Annotated in this window: 19 protein-coding genes; 13 read left to right on the top strand and 6 right to left on the bottom strand. The window is 66.8% G+C overall.

Going from position 1 to position 16,810, the window contains the following annotated elements; all coding sequences use genetic code 11:
* The first annotated feature begins 138 nt into the window (after window positions 1-138).
* From purC to ABUE31_RS19540, 5 genes are all read left to right on the top strand, one after another.
* Window positions 139-933 (top strand): phosphoribosylaminoimidazolesuccinocarboxamide synthase, encoded by a 795-nt coding sequence (gene purC / locus ABUE31_RS19560; protein WP_367725415.1) that lies wholly within the window; start codon window positions 139-141, stop codon window positions 931-933.
* A gap of 30 nt (window positions 934-963) precedes the next feature.
* Window positions 964-1,206, top strand: a complete 243-nt coding sequence (purS, locus tag ABUE31_RS19555; protein ID WP_367725414.1) for a phosphoribosylformylglycinamidine synthase subunit PurS — start codon at window positions 964-966, stop codon at window positions 1,204-1,206.
* A 20-nt stretch (window positions 1,207-1,226) separates the two neighbouring features.
* Window positions 1,227-1,481, top strand: coding sequence for a hypothetical protein (locus ABUE31_RS19550; protein WP_367725413.1), 255 nt, complete (start codon window positions 1,227-1,229; stop codon window positions 1,479-1,481).
* Window positions 1,478-2,158, top strand: coding sequence for a phosphoribosylformylglycinamidine synthase subunit PurQ (purQ, locus tag ABUE31_RS19545; protein ID WP_367725412.1), 681 nt, complete (start codon window positions 1,478-1,480; stop codon window positions 2,156-2,158). The genes ABUE31_RS19550 and purQ overlap by 4 nt, the downstream gene beginning before the upstream one ends.
* A 61-nt stretch (window positions 2,159-2,219) precedes the next feature.
* Entirely contained in the window at window positions 2,220-2,630 is a 411-nt protein-coding gene (locus ABUE31_RS19540; protein WP_367725411.1) for a hypothetical protein, read from the top strand.
* 131 nt (window positions 2,631-2,761) lie between these two features.
* On the opposite strand, the gene ABUE31_RS19535 is transcribed toward ABUE31_RS19540, so the two are convergent.
* A complete protein-coding gene (locus ABUE31_RS19535) occupies window positions 2,762-2,977 on the bottom strand; it encodes a DUF1127 domain-containing protein (RefSeq protein WP_367725410.1) in 216 nt (71 codons plus the stop codon).
* Between the two features lie 92 nt (window positions 2,978-3,069).
* Between ABUE31_RS19535 and ABUE31_RS19530 the strand changes: the two genes are divergently transcribed.
* The 4 genes from ABUE31_RS19530 to ABUE31_RS19515 all read left to right on the top strand — a co-directional run bounded on the left by ABUE31_RS19530 (window position 3,070) and on the right by ABUE31_RS19515 (window position 7,317).
* Window positions 3,070-4,494, top strand: a complete 1,425-nt coding sequence (locus tag ABUE31_RS19530; RefSeq protein WP_367725409.1) for an aminotransferase-like domain-containing protein — start codon at window positions 3,070-3,072, stop codon at window positions 4,492-4,494.
* A gap of 116 nt (window positions 4,495-4,610) precedes the next feature.
* A complete protein-coding gene (gene purL / locus ABUE31_RS19525; protein ID WP_367725408.1) occupies window positions 4,611-6,851 on the top strand; it encodes a phosphoribosylformylglycinamidine synthase subunit PurL in 2,241 nt (746 codons plus the stop codon).
* Window positions 6,851-7,084, top strand: coding sequence for a BolA/IbaG family iron-sulfur metabolism protein (locus tag ABUE31_RS19520; protein WP_367725407.1), 234 nt, complete (start codon window positions 6,851-6,853; stop codon window positions 7,082-7,084). Before purL ends, ABUE31_RS19520 begins: the two co-directional genes overlap by 1 nt.
* Before the next feature lie 5 nt (window positions 7,085-7,089).
* Window positions 7,090-7,317 carry a hypothetical protein gene (locus ABUE31_RS19515; RefSeq protein ID WP_367725406.1) on the top strand — a complete coding sequence of 76 codons (228 nt, stop codon included), beginning with the start codon at window positions 7,090-7,092 and terminating at the stop codon, window positions 7,315-7,317.
* A 4-nt stretch (window positions 7,318-7,321) separates the two neighbouring features.
* Here ABUE31_RS19515 and ABUE31_RS19510 read toward each other — a convergent pair whose 3' ends face one another.
* Entirely contained in the window at window positions 7,322-8,119 is a 798-nt protein-coding gene (locus ABUE31_RS19510; protein WP_367725405.1) for a phosphodiester glycosidase family protein, read from the bottom strand.
* A 148-nt stretch (window positions 8,120-8,267) separates the two neighbouring features.
* On the opposite strand from ABUE31_RS19510, the gene grxD reads away from it, so the two are divergent.
* The gene (gene grxD, locus ABUE31_RS19505) at window positions 8,268-8,600 is read left to right on the top strand and encodes a Grx4 family monothiol glutaredoxin (RefSeq protein WP_367725404.1); all 333 of its coding nucleotides are present in this window, start codon (window positions 8,268-8,270) and stop codon (window positions 8,598-8,600) included.
* Window positions 8,601-8,694: 94 nt separating this feature from the next.
* A complete protein-coding gene (locus tag ABUE31_RS19500; protein ID WP_367725403.1) occupies window positions 8,695-9,945 on the top strand; it encodes a multidrug effflux MFS transporter in 1,251 nt (416 codons plus the stop codon).
* Here ABUE31_RS19500 and ttcA read toward each other — a convergent pair.
* Complete coding sequence (gene ttcA / locus ABUE31_RS19495; RefSeq protein WP_367725589.1) at window positions 9,942-10,796, bottom strand: tRNA 2-thiocytidine(32) synthetase TtcA; 855 nt, start codon at window positions 10,794-10,796, stop codon at window positions 9,942-9,944. The genes ABUE31_RS19500 and ttcA overlap by 4 nt on opposite strands.
* Window positions 10,797-10,970: 174 nt before the next feature.
* On the opposite strand from ttcA, the gene ABUE31_RS19490 reads away from it, so the two are divergent.
* Both ABUE31_RS19490 and ABUE31_RS19485 read left to right on the top strand, forming a co-directional pair.
* The gene (locus ABUE31_RS19490) at window positions 10,971-12,395 is read left to right on the top strand and encodes a tyrosinase family protein (protein WP_367725402.1); all 1,425 of its coding nucleotides are present in this window, start codon (window positions 10,971-10,973) and stop codon (window positions 12,393-12,395) included.
* A 55-nt stretch (window positions 12,396-12,450) separates the two neighbouring features.
* Window positions 12,451-13,425 carry a HEAT repeat domain-containing protein gene (locus ABUE31_RS19485; RefSeq protein WP_367725401.1) on the top strand — a complete coding sequence of 325 codons (975 nt, stop codon included), beginning with the start codon at window positions 12,451-12,453 and terminating at the stop codon, window positions 13,423-13,425.
* A gap of 16 nt (window positions 13,426-13,441) precedes the next feature.
* Here the strand turns inward: ABUE31_RS19485 and ABUE31_RS19480 are convergent, their stop codons facing one another.
* From ABUE31_RS19480 to ABUE31_RS19470, 3 genes are all read right to left on the bottom strand, one after another.
* Window positions 13,442-14,371 carry a glutaminase gene (locus ABUE31_RS19480; RefSeq protein ID WP_367725400.1) on the bottom strand — a complete coding sequence of 310 codons (930 nt, stop codon included), beginning with the start codon at window positions 14,369-14,371 and terminating at the stop codon, window positions 13,442-13,444.
* Between the two features lie 73 nt (window positions 14,372-14,444).
* Window positions 14,445-15,062, bottom strand: coding sequence for a 30S ribosomal protein S4 (gene rpsD / locus ABUE31_RS19475; protein ID WP_367725399.1), 618 nt, complete (start codon window positions 15,060-15,062; stop codon window positions 14,445-14,447).
* Between the two features lie 292 nt (window positions 15,063-15,354).
* A complete protein-coding gene (locus tag ABUE31_RS19470) occupies window positions 15,355-16,788 on the bottom strand; it encodes a pyridoxal phosphate-dependent decarboxylase family protein (protein WP_367725397.1) in 1,434 nt (477 codons plus the stop codon).
* Window positions 16,789-16,810 lie beyond the last annotated feature (22 nt).

The following is a 16,810-nucleotide window of genomic DNA, read 5'->3' as shown; positions in this document are numbered from 1 at the left end:
ACCGGTTGATCGGCCGCTTTGCGCATTGAGCAAGCAGTGCAATTCGGATAGACCGGCATTGAACCGTGGGTTCGGCGCCTTATGTCATCCGGGCCGATCGGTCGAATGCCGCCGACCCGAAAAATCTCAGGAAATCCTATGAAAAACCGCCGCCGCATTTATGAAGGCAAGGCCAAGATCCTCTATGAAGGCCCTGAACCGGGAACGCTGGTGCAGTTCTTCAAGGACGACGCGACGGCGTTCAACAAGAAGAAGCACGAGATCGTCGACGGCAAGGGCGTGCTCAACAACCGCATCTCCGAGCACATCTTCAACCACCTGAACCGCATGGGCATCCCGACGCACTTCATCCGTCGGCTGAACATGCGCGAGCAACTCATCAAGGAAGTTGAGATAATTCCGCTCGAGGTCGTCGTGCGCAACGTGGCGGCCGGGTCGCTCGCCAAGCGCCTCGGCATCGAGGAAGGCACCGTGCTGCCGCGCTCGATCATCGAATTCTACTACAAGGCCGACGCGCTCGACGACCCGATGGTGTCGGAAGAGCACATCACCGCCTTCGGCTGGGCGAGCCCGCAGGAAATCGACGACATCATGGCGCTCGCCATCCGCGTCAACGACTTCCTCTCCGGCCTCTTCCTCGGCGTCGGCATCCAGCTCGTCGACTTCAAGATGGAGTGCGGCCGCCTCTACGAGGGCGACATGATGCGCATCGTCGTCGCCGACGAGATTTCGCCCGACAGCTGCCGTCTGTGGGACGTCGCCACCCAGGACAAGCTCGACAAGGACCGCTTCCGCCGCGACATGGGCGGGCTGGTCGAGGCCTACCAGGAAGTGGCGCGCCGACTCGGCATCATGAACGAGAACGAGCCGCCGCGCCCGACGGGCCCGGTCCTGGTCTCGACGGGCGACGGCCGTCGCGGCAAGCCGCACTGACATTTCGGAACCAACTGGAGCATTCGCAGCGTGATCAAGGCCCGCGTCACCGTCACCCTCAAGAACGGCGTCCTCGACCCGCAGGGCAAGGCCATCGAGCATGCCCTCGCCGGCCTGGGATTCGGCGGCGTCGGCTCGGTCCGCCAGGGCAAGGTCTTCGACGTGGAGTTGCAGGAAACCGATCAGGCCAAGGCCGAAGCGGCCCTGAAGGCGATGTGCGACAAGTTGCTGGCGAATACCGTGATCGAGAATTATAGTGTGGCGCTAACCTGAGGTTGCAACGGAGTTGCGCCGTGCCGGACGTTTCCAGCGAACTGATGTACGAACTGCTCAAGCGGGTGCACAGCGACATTTCGGAACTTCGGCAGGACGTTTCCGAGGTCAAGCGCGAAATCAATGTAATCCGTGGGCACATGGTCGGTATCCAGACCGACATCCACAACATCTACGGCATCCTTGCCCGCCATGACGAACGCCTCGACCGCATAGAGCGCCGCCTGGAACTGCGCGAACTCGCCGAACCGCAAAGGCCTTACGACCCGCAATGAAAACCGCCGTCGTCCTCCTCCCCGGCCTCAACCGCGACCGCGACATGATCGCGGCGCTCACCAAGATTTCCGGCAAGCCCCCTGTCACGGTCTGGCAGACCGACACCGAAATCCCCGATGTCGACCTGATCGCCATTCCCGGCGGCTTCTCGTTCGGCGACTACCTGCGCTGCGGCGCCATCGCCGCGCGCATGCCGGTGCTGCGCGCGGTCGCCGACAAGGCGGCGCGCGGCGTCCAGGTTATCGGCGTCTGCAACGGCTTCCAGATCCTGGTCGAGGCGGGCCTGCTGCCGGGCGCGCTGATGCGCAACAGCTCGCTGAAGTTCGTCTGCCGCGAGGTGAAGCTCGAGGTTGCCAACGCCAACACCGCTTTCACGCGCAACTATGCTCCGGGCCAGATCATCCGCGCGCCGGTCGCCCACCACGACGGCAACTACTTCGCCGACGCCGCGACGCTGGCGCGCATCGAGGGCGAAGGACAGGTGGTGTTCCGCTATGCCGAGGGCACCAACCCGAACGGCTCGATCAACGACATCGCGGGGATCATCAACGGCGCCGGCAACGTGCTCGGCCTCATGCCTCACCCCGAAAACCTCATCGAGGCGGCGCATGGCGGAACCGACGGCCGCGGCCTTTTCGAAAGTGCGCTCGGCATGGAACCCCTGAAGGCCGCCTGACATTTTCATTTGCCGCGCGCTCGTCCACGATGGGCGGCTGAACGCGCGATTCGGGGCCTGCATGACGACCAACATCCTGACGCTTGCCGGCCTCGCGGCTTCCATGCTGCTCCTGGCGTCCTGCCAGTCGAGCGGGCCGGCCAATCCCGGCGGGTCCGGCAAGAGCGCGTCTTTGCGCGTCATGGAGCAGGTGGCCATCGCCGCCCACAAGTGCTGGTTCGCCGGCAAGGATCCGGCCTTCCGCACCTATTCAATGGCCAACGAGCTCAACAATTTCGGCGGCACCCCCCGTTTCCTCGTCGTTCCCAAGAACAATTACGGCGGCAAGCCGCTGCTCGTCGTCCAGGCGCAGGGGCAGTCGAGCGCGGTCGAGGCGTTCGGCCCGATGATGGAGGGCCCCGCGGCGTCCCGCATCAGCGCCGACATCACGCGCTGGAAATCCGGCGACGGCAGTTGCGCGGCGGCCGCCTGAGCGCGCGCCAACCAGTCCGCGCCTTTCAGGAACGAGCAGCCCCGAAAGCAAAATGGCCGCCCTTTCGAGGCGGCCATCAAGCGTCATTTGACGATACCCGTCGTCGTTTGCCTGGACTTTTCATGCCGGGGTCAGTCCCAGAACGGGCGGTTGGCTTCGCGGAACGCTTCCGACCTCGAAACACCGATGTCCTTGAGCTGCGCGTCCGAGAGTTCCATCAGGTCGAGCCGGCTGCGGCGGCGCTGCAGCGCGCCCTCGATCATCGACACCACGCGCAGCAGCCAGGATGCCTGTCTTGCCCGCGTATGCGCCGGTATGCCGGTGCGGGATGCAGTTAATGTACGCATTGTCCTCTCCTTCCGTGTCCATTTGCTCCAATTGATTTGCCCTCGCTCAATGAATTGACTCCATTGTCAAAGCAATATAAGAACTTGTCACCATGACAAATTGGCTTCCAAGTCTGTCCGACGGATCCGGCCCCATTTACCAGCGCCTCGCCGACCGCATCGAGAGCGACATCGCGCAAGGTGTCCTGCCTCCCGGCACGAAGCTGCCGCCACAACGCGACCTGGCCTTCGACATCGGAGTGACAATCGGCACAATCGGTCGGGCCTATGCGCTCGTGCGCGAGCGCGGGCTGGTCAGCGGCGAAGTGGGCAGGGGCACGTTCGTGCTCGGCCATGACGCGGCTGGCGACCACGCGCCCCACCCGGCCCCCATTCCCTTCGGCGGCACCCGCGCGCGCAGCGATGAAAGCGCCAGGCGCGGCCAGCTGGTGATGGACAGCACGTCGGCCCCCGACCTCGGCCAGGGCGAGGTGATCGGCACGTTGCTCGCCGATATCGCCAGGGAGCACCCCGACAAGATCGTCGACTACACGCGCTCCATGCCCGCCGACTGGCGCGAGGCGGGCGCGCGCTGGCTGGCGGCCGACCAATGGGCGCCGGACCCCGGCACCGTCGTGCCGACGCTTGGCGTGCACGCGTCGGCGATGGCGGTCATCGCGGCGGTCACGTCGCCCGGCGACAAGATCGCCTTCGAGCAACTGACCTATTCGTCGATTTCAAGAAGCGCCAATCTCATCGGCCGCCGCAGCATCGTCATCCGCACCGACGATTTCGGGCCGGTGCCGGAGGATTTCGAGCGGCTTTGCGCGCAGCAGCACCCGAAGCTCGCCTTCCTCATTCCTTCGCTGCACAACCCGACGCTGACCATCACCCCGGTCGACCGCAGGCGCGACATCGCCGAGATCGCCCGCCGCCACAATGTCTGGCTGATCGAGGATGCGATCTACGCGGCCATGCTCGACGAGCAGCCGACGCCGATTGCCACCTTCCTGCCAGAGCGGACCTTCTATGTCGGCGGCCTTGCAAAGACCGTGTCTGCAGGCGTTCGCGGCGGCTGGGTCGCCTGTCCGGCCAACCTGGCGGCGCGCGTCCAGGTAGCGCACAAGATGGTGACCGGCGGCATGTCCTTCCTGCTCGCAGAGCTCGGCGCAAGGCTGGTGCTTTCGGGGCAGGCCGACGCGATCCGGCAGGCGGCGCGCGACGAGATCGAGGCGCGCGAGGCGATCGTTCGGGAGGCTTTTGCCGGCCTCGACATGTCGTCCCACAAGCGCGCGCCCTTCGCCTGGATCAAGCTGCCGGACCCCTGGCTTTCGGGCACGTTCAAGAATGTCGCCGCCAGCGAGGGCGTGCTGATCGACGACGAGGACGAGTTCAAGCCCGGCCGCACCGAGCAGATCTACCACCGGTTCCGGCTCGGCTTTTCCGCGCTCGCGCGGCGCGAGGACCTGAGGGGCGGGCTTGCCACCGTCCGCCGCCTGATCGACAGTCCGAATTCGGGGTACGACAACTACGGCTAGGCTGTAGATTGCCCACTCGGGGAAGCTGCATTTTTCTTCGCAGTGCGGTATGACCCGGCGCGTGCTTGGGATAAGGAAGCCCTAGCGCCCTCCCCGACCCGGAGCCGAAAGCACCGATGACTGCTCAGACGACCATCGCCATCACGCCCGACCTCATCAAGGCGCACGGGCTGAAGCCGGACGAATACCAGCGCATCCTCGATCTCATCGGACGCGAGCCGAGCTTCACCGAGCTCGGCATCTTCTCGGCCATGTGGAACGAGCACTGCTCCTACAAGTCGTCGAAGAAGTGGCTGCGCACCCTGCCGACCAGGGGCGAGGTCGTCATCCAGGGACCGGGCGAGAACGCCGGCGTGGTCGACATCGGCGACGGCGACTGCGTCGTCTTCAAGATGGAGAGCCACAACCACCCCTCCTACATCGAGCCTTACCAGGGCGCGGCGACCGGCGTCGGCGGCATCCTGCGCGACGTCTTCACCATGGGCGCGCGGCCTGTGGCGGCCATGAACGCGCTGCGCTTCGGCGCGCCCGACCATCCCAAGACCCGGCACCTCGTGGCGGGCGTCGTCTCCGGCGTCGGCGGCTACGGAAACTCGTTCGGCGTGCCGACGGTCGGCGGCGAGGTCAATTTCGACGCGCGCTACAACGGCAACATCCTCGTCAACGCCTTCGCCGCGGGTATCGCCCGCACCGACGCGATCTTCCTGTCCGAGGCCAAGGGCGTCGGCCTGCCGGTCGTCTATCTCGGCGCCAAGACCGGACGCGACGGCGTCGGCGGCGCGACCATGGCCTCGGCCGAGTTTGACGACAAGATCGACGAGAAGCGCCCGACGGTCCAGGTCGGCGATCCCTTCACCGAAAAGTGCCTGCTCGAAGCCTGCCTCGAACTGATGGCGTCCGGCGCAGTCATCGCCATCCAGGACATGGGCGCCGCCGGCCTCACCTGCTCGGCCGTCGAGATGGGCGCCAAGGGCAATCTCGGCATCGAGCTCGACCTCGACAAGGTGCCGGTGCGCGAAGAGCGCATGAGCGCTTACGAAATGATGCTGTCGGAGAGCCAGGAGCGCATGCTCATGGTGCTGCGGCCCGAAAAGGAGAAGGAAGCCGAGGCGATCTTCCGCAAGTGGGACCTCGACTTCGCCATCGTCGGCCACACCACCGACGACCTTCGCTTCCGCGTCCTGCACGGGGGCGCCGAGGCGGCGAACCTGCCGATCAAGGATCTCGGCGACAAGGCGCCGGAATACGATCGCCCCTGGACCGAGCCGAAGAAGCCGGCGCCGCTCGCGGAAGACGACATTCCGCAGGCCGACGTCGCCGACGCGCTTCTGAAGATGCTGGGCGGGCCCGACCTCTCCAGCCGCCGCTGGGTGTGGGAACAGTACGACACGCTGATCCAGGGCAATTCGCTCCAGCTGCCCGGCGGCGACGCCGGCGTCGTGCGCGTCGATGGCCACCCCGCCAAGGCGCTCGCCTTCTCGTCCGACGTCACGCCGCGCTACTGCGAGGCAGATCCTTTCGAGGGCGGCAAGCAGGCGGTCGCCGAATGTTGGCGCAACCTGACCGCCACCGGTGCCGATCCGCTCGCCGCGACCGACAATCTCAACTTCGGCAATCCCGAACGCCCCGAAATCATGGGTCAGCTGGTGATGGCCATCAAGGGCATCGGCGAGGCCTGCCGCGAGCTCAACTTCCCGATCGTCTCCGGCAACGTCTCCCTCTACAACGAGACCAACGGGCAAGGCATCCTGCCGACGCCGACCATCGGCGGCGTCGGGCTCATCCCCGACTGGTCGCGGATGGCGCGCGCCGCCTTCGCGGCCGAGGGCGACGCCATCCTCCTGGTCGGCGCGCCGCCCTCCTGGGGCGCGCATCTCGCCCAGTCGATCTACATGCGCGACATTCACGGCCGCACCGACGGGCCGCCGCCGCCGGTCGATCTCGCCCGGGAAAAGCTCGTCGGCGACTTCGTCCGTGCGCTGATCCGTCAGGGCGCCGCGACCGCGGTCCACGACGTCTCCGACGGCGGGCTCTCCGTCGCGCTCGCCGAAATGGCGATGGCCTCGGGCATCGGCGCGACCGTTTCCCTGCCCTACCCGACCGACCCGATACCGGTCTGGTTCGGCGAGGACCAGGCGCGCTATCTTGTCACCGTGCCGTCCGCCGACAAGGAACTGCTGCGCGACATCGTGGAGGAAGCGCTCTCCCACGGCTTCGCAGCGCCGATCATCGGGACCACCGGCGGCGCGGAATTGAAACTCGGCATGGCCCGTGCGATACCGGTTTCCGAACTGAAGGCCGCTCACGAATCGTGGTTCCCGCGCTTCATGGACGGCAAGGCTGCGGAGACTGCTTGATGGCGATGGATGCTCACGAGATCGAACGGCTGATCAAGGAAGGCATCCCCGACGCGACGGTGACGATCCGCGACCTCGCCGGCGACGGCGACCATTATGCGGCCGAAGTCGTGGCCGCCAGCTTCAAGGGCAAGACCCGGGTGCAGCAGCACCAGATGGTCTACGACGCGCTGAAGGGCAACATGGGCGGCGTGCTGCACGCGCTGGCCCTGCAGACCAGCGCGCCCGACTGATCACGATGTCCGGCATCGGCGATTTCGTCAGGGGCGTGGTGCAGGACGTCCTCGAGGACATGCTGCGCAAGGCCAAGGCGAGCAAGCGTGCCAAGCGGCGCAGGCGAACCGCCAAGCTCACGGCGGCTGAGCGGCGACGGCGGACGAAACGCCAGGCGAAGCCCGCCAGACGCCAGACCAGCCGCCGCAAAACCGTGCGTTCTCGCTCGCGAGCGAAGCGCAGCGCCACCTGAGCGGCTACCCGCCCGCCTTTTTCTTGACCGCGAGCATCGGTCCGGCCGGGAAGCCGCCGCCGACCAGATATTTGCGGCCGTCATGCAGGGCCGATATCGCGCCGTCGAAGAACAGCGCGTTCTTGACGCCGAGCGCGTCGCGAAACAGCCGCGCGAAGCTGCCGAGGCTCACCGGCTGGCGCGAGACCGCCAGCACCGCCCGCCGCTCTCCATCGGCGCCGATGCCGTTCCTGACGTAGCGCGACGCGCCGTTTTCCTCGAATCGCGGATGCAGGTCGCCGTCGATCACAAGCATCGGCCCGGACTGCGTCGCAAGCCGCGGTCGGATTCCCGACCGTGCAAACCTGGATGCTTCCATGACGCCCGCCTTGCCGGCATCGTCGACATAGAAGACGCCGTTCGGCTTCATGAAGAAGTTGCCGGGGGCGTCGCCGAGGTTGAGCGGGAATCGCTCCAGCCCGTCTTCGACGTAAAGGCCGACCGGCGTCAGGTCCTGGTGGTACATGCCGGCATTGGTGGCCAGCGCGAACGGTTCGGCCCTGGCCAGCGCCGCCGGGTCCCCGTAGGCCTTGCCGGCGGCGTCCGTCCGCCGGACCACGAGGTCGTAGGCGTCGAGATCGAGATCGCAGACGATGTAGGGGACCGCCTCGAAATTGACGTCCCGGCAGGGTTCCGGCAGGCCGTCGGCCGCTTCAGGAGGAGGAGCAGGCACGGGCCGCGTCCACCACCAGGCCGAAAGCGCGGCCGCCAGCCCCAGCCCGACCAGGGCAAGCGCCCATGCCGTTGTCGTCGGTCGCAGCAATCCGGTCCGTTTCCGCCCCACCCATCCGCCTGCCTTCTTGCGACCCGCCGGCCTTCTCCCCGGTTCGCGTCTTGTTTCGGGTGGCCAGTGGGGTTATTTGATTGTGAATGTTTCGAGCCTGTCTCCCACGGGCGTGAAAGGACAAGCAATGAGCGGAATCAACGATTACATCGACAGCGAGGTCAAGGGCAACGACGTGGTGCTGTTCATGAAGGGCACGCCGGGCTTCCCGCAGTGCGGCTTCTCGGGCCAGGTCGTGCAGATTCTCGACTATGTCGGCGTCGACTACAAGGGCGTGAACGTCCTGACTTCCGACGAGCTTCGCCAGGGCATCAAGGAATACTCGAACTGGCCGACGATTCCGCAGCTCTACGTGAAGGGCGAGTTCGTCGGCGGATGCGACATCATCCGCGAGATGTTCCAGGCCGGCGAACTGCAGGCCCTGCTCGACGAGAAGGGCGTGGCCGTCAAGGCCGCCTGACCTCCCGCCGCGCTATTCGCCGCCGGCAGGGCGGCGGCTGATCTGCTGGATGCGCCGGTCTCCGGCGCATTTCCTTTTCATCCGGGATTGCGACATGGATCAACAGGCTTCCGCCCAGCCCGTCCGCGGCCAGGGGCTGCGCATTCCGCGCTGGGAGTTCATCGCGCTCGCCGCGGCGCTGATGGCGCTCAACGCGCTCGCCATCGACATCATGCTGCCCGGCCTGCAGCAGATAGGCGCCAGCCTCGGCATCGACAACGAAAACCACCGGCAATACGTCATCACTGCCTATGTCGCGGGCTTCGGCATCGCCCAGCTGTTCTTCGGGCCGCTCTCCGACCGCTTCGGCCGCCGCCTGCCGCTGCTGCTCGGGCTTGCCGTCTACATCGCCGCCGCGCTCGGGGCGGCGTTCGCGCCGAGCTTCGAGACGCTGCTGCTCCTGCGGTTCGTGCAGGGCCTCGGCGCGGCGGGCACGCGCGTCATCACCGTGTCGATCGTGCGCGACGTGTTCGGTGGCCGGGCCATGGCCGAGGTGATGTCGTTGGTGTTCATGGTGTTCATGGTGATCCCGGTGGTCGCGCCGGGCATGGGCCAGGTCATCATGCTGTTTTCGGAGTGGCACATGATCTTCGTGGTCATGGCCGTCATCGCGCTCGTCTTCACCGTCTGGGCGGGCACGCGCCTGCCGGAGACGCTGCATCCCGAGTACCGCCGCGCCTTCAACCTGCGCACCATCGCCAACGGCTTCCGGATCGTCCTCACCAACCGTGTCGCGCTCTGCTACATGCTGGCGACGACGTCGATGTTCGGCGCGCTGTTCGGCTTCATCAACTCGGCCCAGCAGGTCTATGTCGGCATCTACGGCCTCGGCGTCTGGTTCCCCGTCATCTTCGCCGCCGTCGCCGGCATGATGGCGGTCTCCTCCTTCGTCAACTCGCGCCTGGTCGGCCGGTTCGGCATGCGCGTGCTGTCGCACGGCGCGCTGATCGGCTTCATCGCGGTGACCAGCACCTGGTTCGTGCTTTCGCTGTTCGGCCAGCTTCCGCTCTACGTCTTCGTGGCGCTGTTCGCCGCCGCCATGCTGCAGTTCGGCTGGATCGGCTCCAACTTCAACTCGATCGCCATGGAGCCGCTCGGCCATCTGGCCGGCACCGCCTCGTCCGTCCAGGGCTTCACGCAGACCGTCGGCGGCGGCGTCATCGGGGCGACCATCGGACAGCTGTTCGACGGCACGACGATGCCGCTTGCCGCCGGCTTCTGCGCGGTGTCGCTGGTGGCGCTGACCTTCGTGCTGATCGCCGAGCGCGGCAAGCTCTTCCAGCCGCACAGCCAGCCGACGAGCTAGCCCTTCCGGGCATCCAGCCCGGCGAAATCGAAGAGGCTGCGGTCGAGCAGGTGCGACGGCCGCACATTCGTCAGCGCGCGGATCATCGTGTCCTTGCGGCCCGGCATCTTCGCCTCGATGTCCGCCAGCATCGCCTTCATCATGTTGCGCTGCAGGCCGTCCTGGCTGCCGCAGAGGTCGCAGGGAATGATCGGGAAGCGCATCGCCTCGGCAAAGCGCGCGAGGTCGGCCTCCGCCGAAAATACCAGCGGGCGCAGCACGTAGATGTCGCCTTCGTCGTTCAGCAGCTTGGCCGGCATCGCCGCCAGCCGGCCGCCATGGAACAGGTTCATGAAGAAGGTCTCGAGCACGTCCTCGCGGTGATGGCCGAGCACCAGCGACGAGCACCCCTCCTCGCGCGCGATGCGGTAGAGATGCCCGCGCCTCAGCCGCGAGCAGAGCGAGCAGTAGGTGTTGCCCTCGGCGACCTTGTCGGTCACCACGGAATAGGTGTCGCGGTATTCGATGCGATGCTCGATGCCATGCCGCTCAAGGAACTCGGGCAGGATGTGCTTCGGAAAGTTCGGCTGTCCCTGGTCGAGATTGCAGGCGAGCAGGTCGACCGGCAGCAGCCCGCGCCACTTGAGGTCGAGCAGGACCGCCAGCAGCCCGTAGGAATCCTTGCCGCCCGACAGCGCCACCAGCCAGCGCTCGCCGGGTCTTGCCATGGCGAACTGTTCGATCGCCTCGCGCGCGTTGCGCACCAGGCGCTTGCGCAGCTTGTTGAACTCGAGCGACTGCGGCGCCTGCTCGAACAGGCCGAAGACGGGGCTCTCGGCATCGATCGTCGACGGGTCGGGAATGACGTTCATGACCTTGACCAACTCTTTGACATACTTCGGCAATATTTTCTTCTTCGGGGCCAGCACGACACTTCGTCTGTGACGACCTTTCGCCAGACCATTGCAACCATCCCCCTGCGGCGTGTATGCTGTTCCGGACTTTCCGATTTCATACCAGGGTTCGTCCTCGATATGGAGGTTGGAATGGGGGTCCTCGCCCGGGTGGCCGTTGCTGCTACCCTGTTAACGCCGGTCCTTGCAAATGCCCAGTCCATCGAGGTCGAAGTGCGCAACAGCGCATCGGCCGACGACGACTATTTCTGCTGGACCCCGGTCGAGGCACGGGTCCGGGCGTTGAACAGCATGCAACCGATGCAGGTCACCATCGCCGCCGATGCGCAAGCCGGCGGCGGCGGTCTGGTGTTCCAGGGGCTCGGGGCCACCCGACCGACGGCCGCCACCTTCCAGCCGGTCCAGACGCTGTCGCTCACCTTGCCGCAGGACTCCTCCTGGGTGCCCTTCTGGGTCGCCGGGTCGGCGGCGTCGGTCGGCGCCAAGGACGTCTCCATCGTCGTCACCGACGAGGCCAACGCGGCGCCGCCGGCCAGCCTGCCGGTGATGGTGCGCGTCCGCAAGGACGCACGTACGCTCACGCAGCCCGAGATCGACACCTTCCTGTCGGCCTTGCGCACGCTGCACGATGTCGACGGCGGCGCAGTCGCCTCGCGCTTCGTCAAATATGCCAGCGCCCACGCCCAGGCGTTCAACATCGGCATCCACCACGCCACGGACCCGGGCTTCTGGCCGCTGTTCCTGGCATGGCACCGCGCCTTCCTGCTCAGCCTCGAGCGCGAATTGCAGGCGATCGACAAGCGCGTGGCCCTGCCCTACTGGCGGTTCGACCAGCCCGACCCCGGCGGCATCGGCGGCGCCCCGCGCATCTTCAACCGCAACTTCATGGGGTCGATTTCGGGCGGCGCGCTGCAGGCAGGCGGGTTCCGGGTGACGTTCGCGCCCACCAACCCGCTGTTCGGCTGGAACGTGCCCGGCCTCGGCGCGCTGGTGCGCACCGCCGATGCAACCGGCGGGACAATGCCGGCCAACCGGCTGCAGACGATCCTCGACCTCGTCGAGAACACGACCGGGCCGGACCAGGGCGCCTACAAGCTGCTCAACGGCCGCGTCGAACTGCGCTACCACAACGGCGCGCACGGCGCTGTGGGCGGCTGGCTCGGCCAGGGCTATTCGCCGGCCGACCCGCTGTTCTTCCTGCTGCACGCCAACACCGACCGCGCCTGGGCGGTGTGGCAGCACGCCAACCCCGACCGCTTCGTCTCCACCTTGCCGAAATCCTATCACGCGCAGGGGGCCTATCCCGGCCCCGCCCAGCCCGGCCGCTTCCGCATGGGCTCCTACCTCGACGACGTGATGTGGCCCTGGTCCGGCCTGCAGGGCGACCAGGGAACGCCCGACCGCCTCGACGACTGGCCGTCGCTGCCGGAACCGTTCCCCGCCACCCTCGTCGACGGCGTCACACCGTCGCCCAAAAGTACCGTAGACTATCTCGACGTGCTCGGAGCGGGCACGGCCCTGGACGCATGTTATGACGACCTTGCCTATCCACACTAACCGCGCTTCAGAACGGCGCCGGATTGCGAGGACACCGATGACAAGGACAGGTCTGGTGAGGACAGGTCTGGCGGGCGCGATCCTGCTCCTGCTCGGCGGCAGCGCGCTGGCGCAGGTGTTTGTCGAACCGTTCGTCCCGCCTGCCGGCTCCGACAGCGCAACCTACTACGCCGACAACGCCGCCAGGATCGACGAACTGGCCGGGCAGGTCCGATCGGGCAGCCCGGAGTCGCGCAGGACCGCGTTCGACGAACTGGCGACCGCCTTCCCCGACGCCGCGCTCAGCCTTGCCCTCGATCTCATCAACGACCCCGACATGGCCGTTCCCGCAGCGCGGTTGCTGGCCGATTCCGTCGTCATGACCAACCACCAGGTCGACCACGACACCATGCCCGAGATCGGCCACCTGATCATGGCCCGCATCGAGGCCGCCAAGGTCGCCCTCCTCACGCTTCTCGACCGCCCCGACGACACGTTGCGCCGGATCGCCGCCGGCACGCTCGCCTCGCTCGGCGACAGGCGCGCGCTCGACGCCCTCGACCGCAAGGCGAAGGAGGGCGAAGTCTCGGATGTCGAGGCCATCAACTATTTCGCCCTCGCCACGCCGGAGGTCGGCTCGTCCTACATCTCGCCCTATCTGAAGCAGGGCGAAGGGGCGGCGCAGGAGTCGGCCGTCGCCTATCTCAGCGCGTTGCCTGCCTATCAGGGGCAGATCCGCGACGAAATCCTCCTGAACAATGAAGCCAAGGAAGCGGTGCGCATCGCCGCGGCGCAGTCGCTCGGCCAGTATGACCGCAACTTCGGCGACTACGCGGTGACGATGGCGATCGACGGCACGAACCTGCCGCCATCCCTCTACACTGCGGTCGTTTCCGCCTACACCAAGACGGCCATCGAGCAGAAGACGCTCGATCCCGCCACCGTCGACCGGCTCATCGATTCCATCGAGCGCGTGCAGAAGGAAGCGCCGGGCTTCCAGATACAGCTCGACGAGCTCGGCAACCGCCTCCAGAACCTCAAGGTTCAGTGACCCCGGCGACCCGCGCCTAGGCGCCGAAGATCGACCAGCCGGTCCGCTGCGCCAGCATCTCCAGCGCAAGCGATCCGAGCAGCGAGTTGCCGTTCTCGTTCAGGCCGGGCGACCACACGGTGATCGACGCCTTGCCCGGCGCGACGACGAGGATGCCGCCGCCGACGCCGCTCTTGCCCGGAAGCCCGACGCGATAGGCGAAGTCGCCGGAACCGTCATAATGGCCGCAGGTCAGCATCAGCGCGTTGATGCGCCGCGCCCTGCCCGGAGAAACCACCGTGCCGCCGGTCGCGGGGCTGCGGCCGCCGGCTGCCAGGAACAGTCCGGCCCGCGACAGCTGCCGGCAGGTCATGGCGAGCGCGCAGTGGTGGAAATAGACGCCGAGCACGTGCTCGGCCGGATGGTCGAGCTTGCCGAAGGAGCGCATGAACTGCGCCAGCGCGACGTTGCGGAAGCCGGTCTCGGTCTCGGAGTGGGCGACCTTGTCGTCGATCACGATCGTATCGTCGCCGGCCAGGAAGCGGACGAACTGCACGATCTCGCCGATCGCCTCCTTCGGCTGATGCCCGGCCAGCAGCACGTCTGCCACGGCGATGGCGCCGGCGTTGATGAACGGGTTGCGCGGCTTGCCCTGCTCGCGCTCCAGCTGAACGATCGAGTTGAACGGCGTGCCCGACGGCTCGCGCCCGACGCGGTTCCACAGCCGGTCGCCGACCATGCCGAGGGCGAGCGTCAGCGTGAACACCTTCGACACGCTCTGGATGGAAAAGGCCGTGTCGGCCTCGCCGGCGACGTATTCCTGCCCGTCGACGGTGGTGATCGCGATGCCGAAATGGCCGGGATCCACGGCCGCCAGCTGCGGGATGTAGTCGGCGACCCGGCCGCGCTCGGTCTGCGTCGCGATCTCGCGGCGGATGTCGTCCACCAGCGCCTGTAGACCGTCCATCACCAACTCCCGTTCCGCATACGAAAAAGCCGCCCGGAGGCGGCTTCTCGTCGTTTCTGCGCAGCGAATGCGATCAGCGCGAGTAGAACTCGACCACCAGGTTCGGTTCCATCTGCACGGCGAACGGCACGTCGGCAAGGGCCGGGACGCGCGCATAGGTCGCGACCATCTTGTTGTGGTCGACCTCGATGTAGTCGGGAACGTCGCGCTCGGCGAGCTGCACGGCCTCGAGAACCGTCACCAGCTGCTTCGACTTCTCGCGCACCTCGATGACGTCGCCCGGCTTGCAGCGGTACGAACCGATGTTCGTGCGGCGGCCGTTGACGTTGACATGGCCGTGGTTCACGAACTGGCGGGCCGCGAAGATCGTCGGCACGAACTTGGCGCGATAGACGATCGCGTCGAGGCGCGACTCCAGGAGGCCGATCAGGTTCTCGGAGGTGTCGCCCTTGCGGCGGTTGGCCTCCTCGTAGACCTTGCGGAACTGCTTCTCCGAAACGTCGCCGTAGTGGCCCTTCAGCTTCTGCTTGGCGCGCAGCTGCAGGCCGAAGTCGGAAAGCTTGCCCTTGCGGCGCTGGCCGTGCTGGCCCGGGCCGTACTCACGCTTGTTGACCGGGGACTTCGGGCGGCCCCAGATGTTTTCGCCAAGACGGCGGTCGATCTTGTATTTCGCGGATTCGCGCTTGCTCATCGCATTCCCTTTCAAAACGATGCACCCGAAACCTCACGTTCCGGGTGAAGGAAACGCGCCCTCCTCTGGCCTCCGTTTTCGAGACCTGACAGGGTTTCCCACGCACGCTTTGCGGAAAAACCCACGGGACACGTCAGTTTCGCGAAACCAGGAATAGTGTATTGCGGTTTTCCGTCCGGTCTCGCGAACCACGAAAAGCCACCGCCGGACCTTTCGGCCCGGCGATGGCGGCGGGATATGGCAAACGACGCCGAATGTCAACGGCCGCCGGCCCGCACAGCGTCCCGGCTGGTTAGTTCCACTGGCCGCCCTGCCCGGTCATCCGGCCGGCGATCTCCGTGATGACGTCGAAGGCCATGTCGACATCGGCCTCGGTCGCCTCGAACTGGCCCGCATGGAAGCGGATCGCAACGCGCCCGTCGACGCGCGTCTGCGTCAGGTAGATGCGGCCGTCGTCGTTGATCGCCGAGACAAGGGCGAGGTTGTGCTCGTCGTTGCGCGTTTCGTCGCCGGCCTGGTGCCTGAACGAGAACAGCGAGAGCATCGGTTCGGTCACGATCTCGATGCCCGGCTGCCCGGCCAGCCGGGCGGCGAGGTTCTCGCTCCAGCGCACATGGTCGCGGATCATCGCGCGCAGGCCCTCGAGCCCGTGCGCGCGCAGCAGGAACCACAGTTTCAGCGCGCGGAAGCGGCGGCCGAGCGGCACGGTCCATTCGGAGAAATTGACGACGCCGTCCTTGCCGTGGGTCTTCAGGTATTCCGGCTTTATCGCAAGCGTTCGCACCAGGCTTTCGGGGTCGCGCACGAAATGGATCGAACAGTCGAACTGCGCGCCCAGCCATTTGTGCGGGTTGAAGACGACCGAATCCGCCGCCTCCACGCCCGCCCAGAAATGCCGGAACTCCGGGCAGATCATCGCCGAGCCGGCCCAGGCTGCGTCGACATGCAGGTAGAGGTCGTGCCTGCCCGCGATCGCGGCGACCGCGGCGATGTCGTCGGTGCCGCCGACGCTGGTGCCGCCGACACTGGCGATGATGCCCGCCGGCAGGAAGCCGGCGGCGCGGTCGGCCTCGATCGCGGCCTCGAGAGCGGCCGGCTGCATCGAGCGCCAGCGCCCGCCCGTCGGCACGCGCACCAGGTTCTCCTCGCCGATCCCCGACACCCAGATCGCCCTGTCGATCGAGGTGTGGACCTGGTCGGAGCAATAGATGCGCAGGCGCGGCTGGCCGGACAGGCCGGCGCGGTTGCCGGCCCAGTCGAGCGCGCGCTCGCGCATGACCAGCACCGCCGACAGCGTCGCCGACGACGCCGAATCCTGGATGACCCCGGAAAAGCCGTCCGGCAGCCCCAGCGCCTGGCGCAGCCAGTCGATCACCCGGATCTCGAGTTCGGTCGCGGCGGGCGACGTCTGCCAGAGCATGCACTGCGCGGCCATGGCGCTGACCAGATATTCGGCCACCACCGAAACCGGCGCGGCGTTGGCCGGGAAATAGGCGAAGAAGCGCGGATGCTGCCAGTGCGTCATGCCCGGCACGATGTCGCGCTCGAAATCGGCGAAGATGGTCTCCATCGGCTCCGCCTGCTCGGGCGCGGAGGAGGCGATGCGCGCGGCGATTTCGCCTGGCCGCGTCGATGGGCGGACCGGACGCTCGCGCAGCGTGTCACGGTAGGCGACGCCCCAGTCGGCCGCCCGGCGCGACCATATTTGAAACTCTTCCGTGTCCATGATCCCTCCCGGGGCCGTCGGC

The organism is Mesorhizobium marinum, from assembly GCF_040813675.1.
GTDB lineage: Bacteria > Pseudomonadota > Alphaproteobacteria > Rhizobiales > Rhizobiaceae > Mesorhizobium_K > Mesorhizobium_K marinum.
The sequence above is the reverse complement of the archived record's forward strand: the minus strand, read 5'-3'. Positions and strand labels throughout refer to the sequence as shown.

Excerpts from the sequence above, each read along its gene's own strand:
- purC (WP_367725415.1), top strand. The coding sequence starts at position 139 with ATGAAAAACCGCCGCCGCATTTATGAAGGCAAGGCCAAGATCCTCTAT.
- purQ (WP_367725412.1), top strand. The coding sequence starts at position 1,478 with ATGAAAACCGCCGTCGTCCTCCTCCCCGGCCTCAACCGCGACCGCGAC.
- ABUE31_RS19540 (WP_367725411.1), top strand. The coding sequence starts at position 2,220 with ATGACGACCAACATCCTGACGCTTGCCGGCCTCGCGGCTTCCATGCTG.
- ABUE31_RS19535 (WP_367725410.1), bottom strand. The coding sequence starts at position 2,977 with ATGCGTACATTAACTGCATCCCGCACCGGCATACCGGCGCATACGCGG.
- ABUE31_RS19530 (WP_367725409.1), top strand. The coding sequence starts at position 3,070 with ATGACAAATTGGCTTCCAAGTCTGTCCGACGGATCCGGCCCCATTTAC.
- purL (WP_367725408.1), top strand. The coding sequence starts at position 4,611 with ATGACTGCTCAGACGACCATCGCCATCACGCCCGACCTCATCAAGGCG.
- ABUE31_RS19520 (WP_367725407.1), top strand. The coding sequence starts at position 6,851 with ATGGCGATGGATGCTCACGAGATCGAACGGCTGATCAAGGAAGGCATC.
- ABUE31_RS19515 (WP_367725406.1), top strand. The coding sequence starts at position 7,090 with ATGTCCGGCATCGGCGATTTCGTCAGGGGCGTGGTGCAGGACGTCCTC.
- grxD (WP_367725404.1), top strand. The coding sequence starts at position 8,268 with ATGAGCGGAATCAACGATTACATCGACAGCGAGGTCAAGGGCAACGAC.
- ABUE31_RS19500 (WP_367725403.1), top strand. The coding sequence starts at position 8,695 with ATGGATCAACAGGCTTCCGCCCAGCCCGTCCGCGGCCAGGGGCTGCGC.
- ttcA (WP_367725589.1), bottom strand. The coding sequence starts at position 10,796 with ATGAACGTCATTCCCGACCCGTCGACGATCGATGCCGAGAGCCCCGTC.
- ABUE31_RS19490 (WP_367725402.1), top strand. The coding sequence starts at position 10,971 with ATGGGGGTCCTCGCCCGGGTGGCCGTTGCTGCTACCCTGTTAACGCCG.
- ABUE31_RS19480 (WP_367725400.1), bottom strand. The coding sequence starts at position 14,371 with ATGGACGGTCTACAGGCGCTGGTGGACGACATCCGCCGCGAGATCGCG.
- rpsD (WP_367725399.1), bottom strand. The coding sequence starts at position 15,062 with ATGAGCAAGCGCGAATCCGCGAAATACAAGATCGACCGCCGTCTTGGC.
- ABUE31_RS19470 (WP_367725397.1), bottom strand. The coding sequence starts at position 16,788 with ATGGACACGGAAGAGTTTCAAATATGGTCGCGCCGGGCGGCCGACTGG.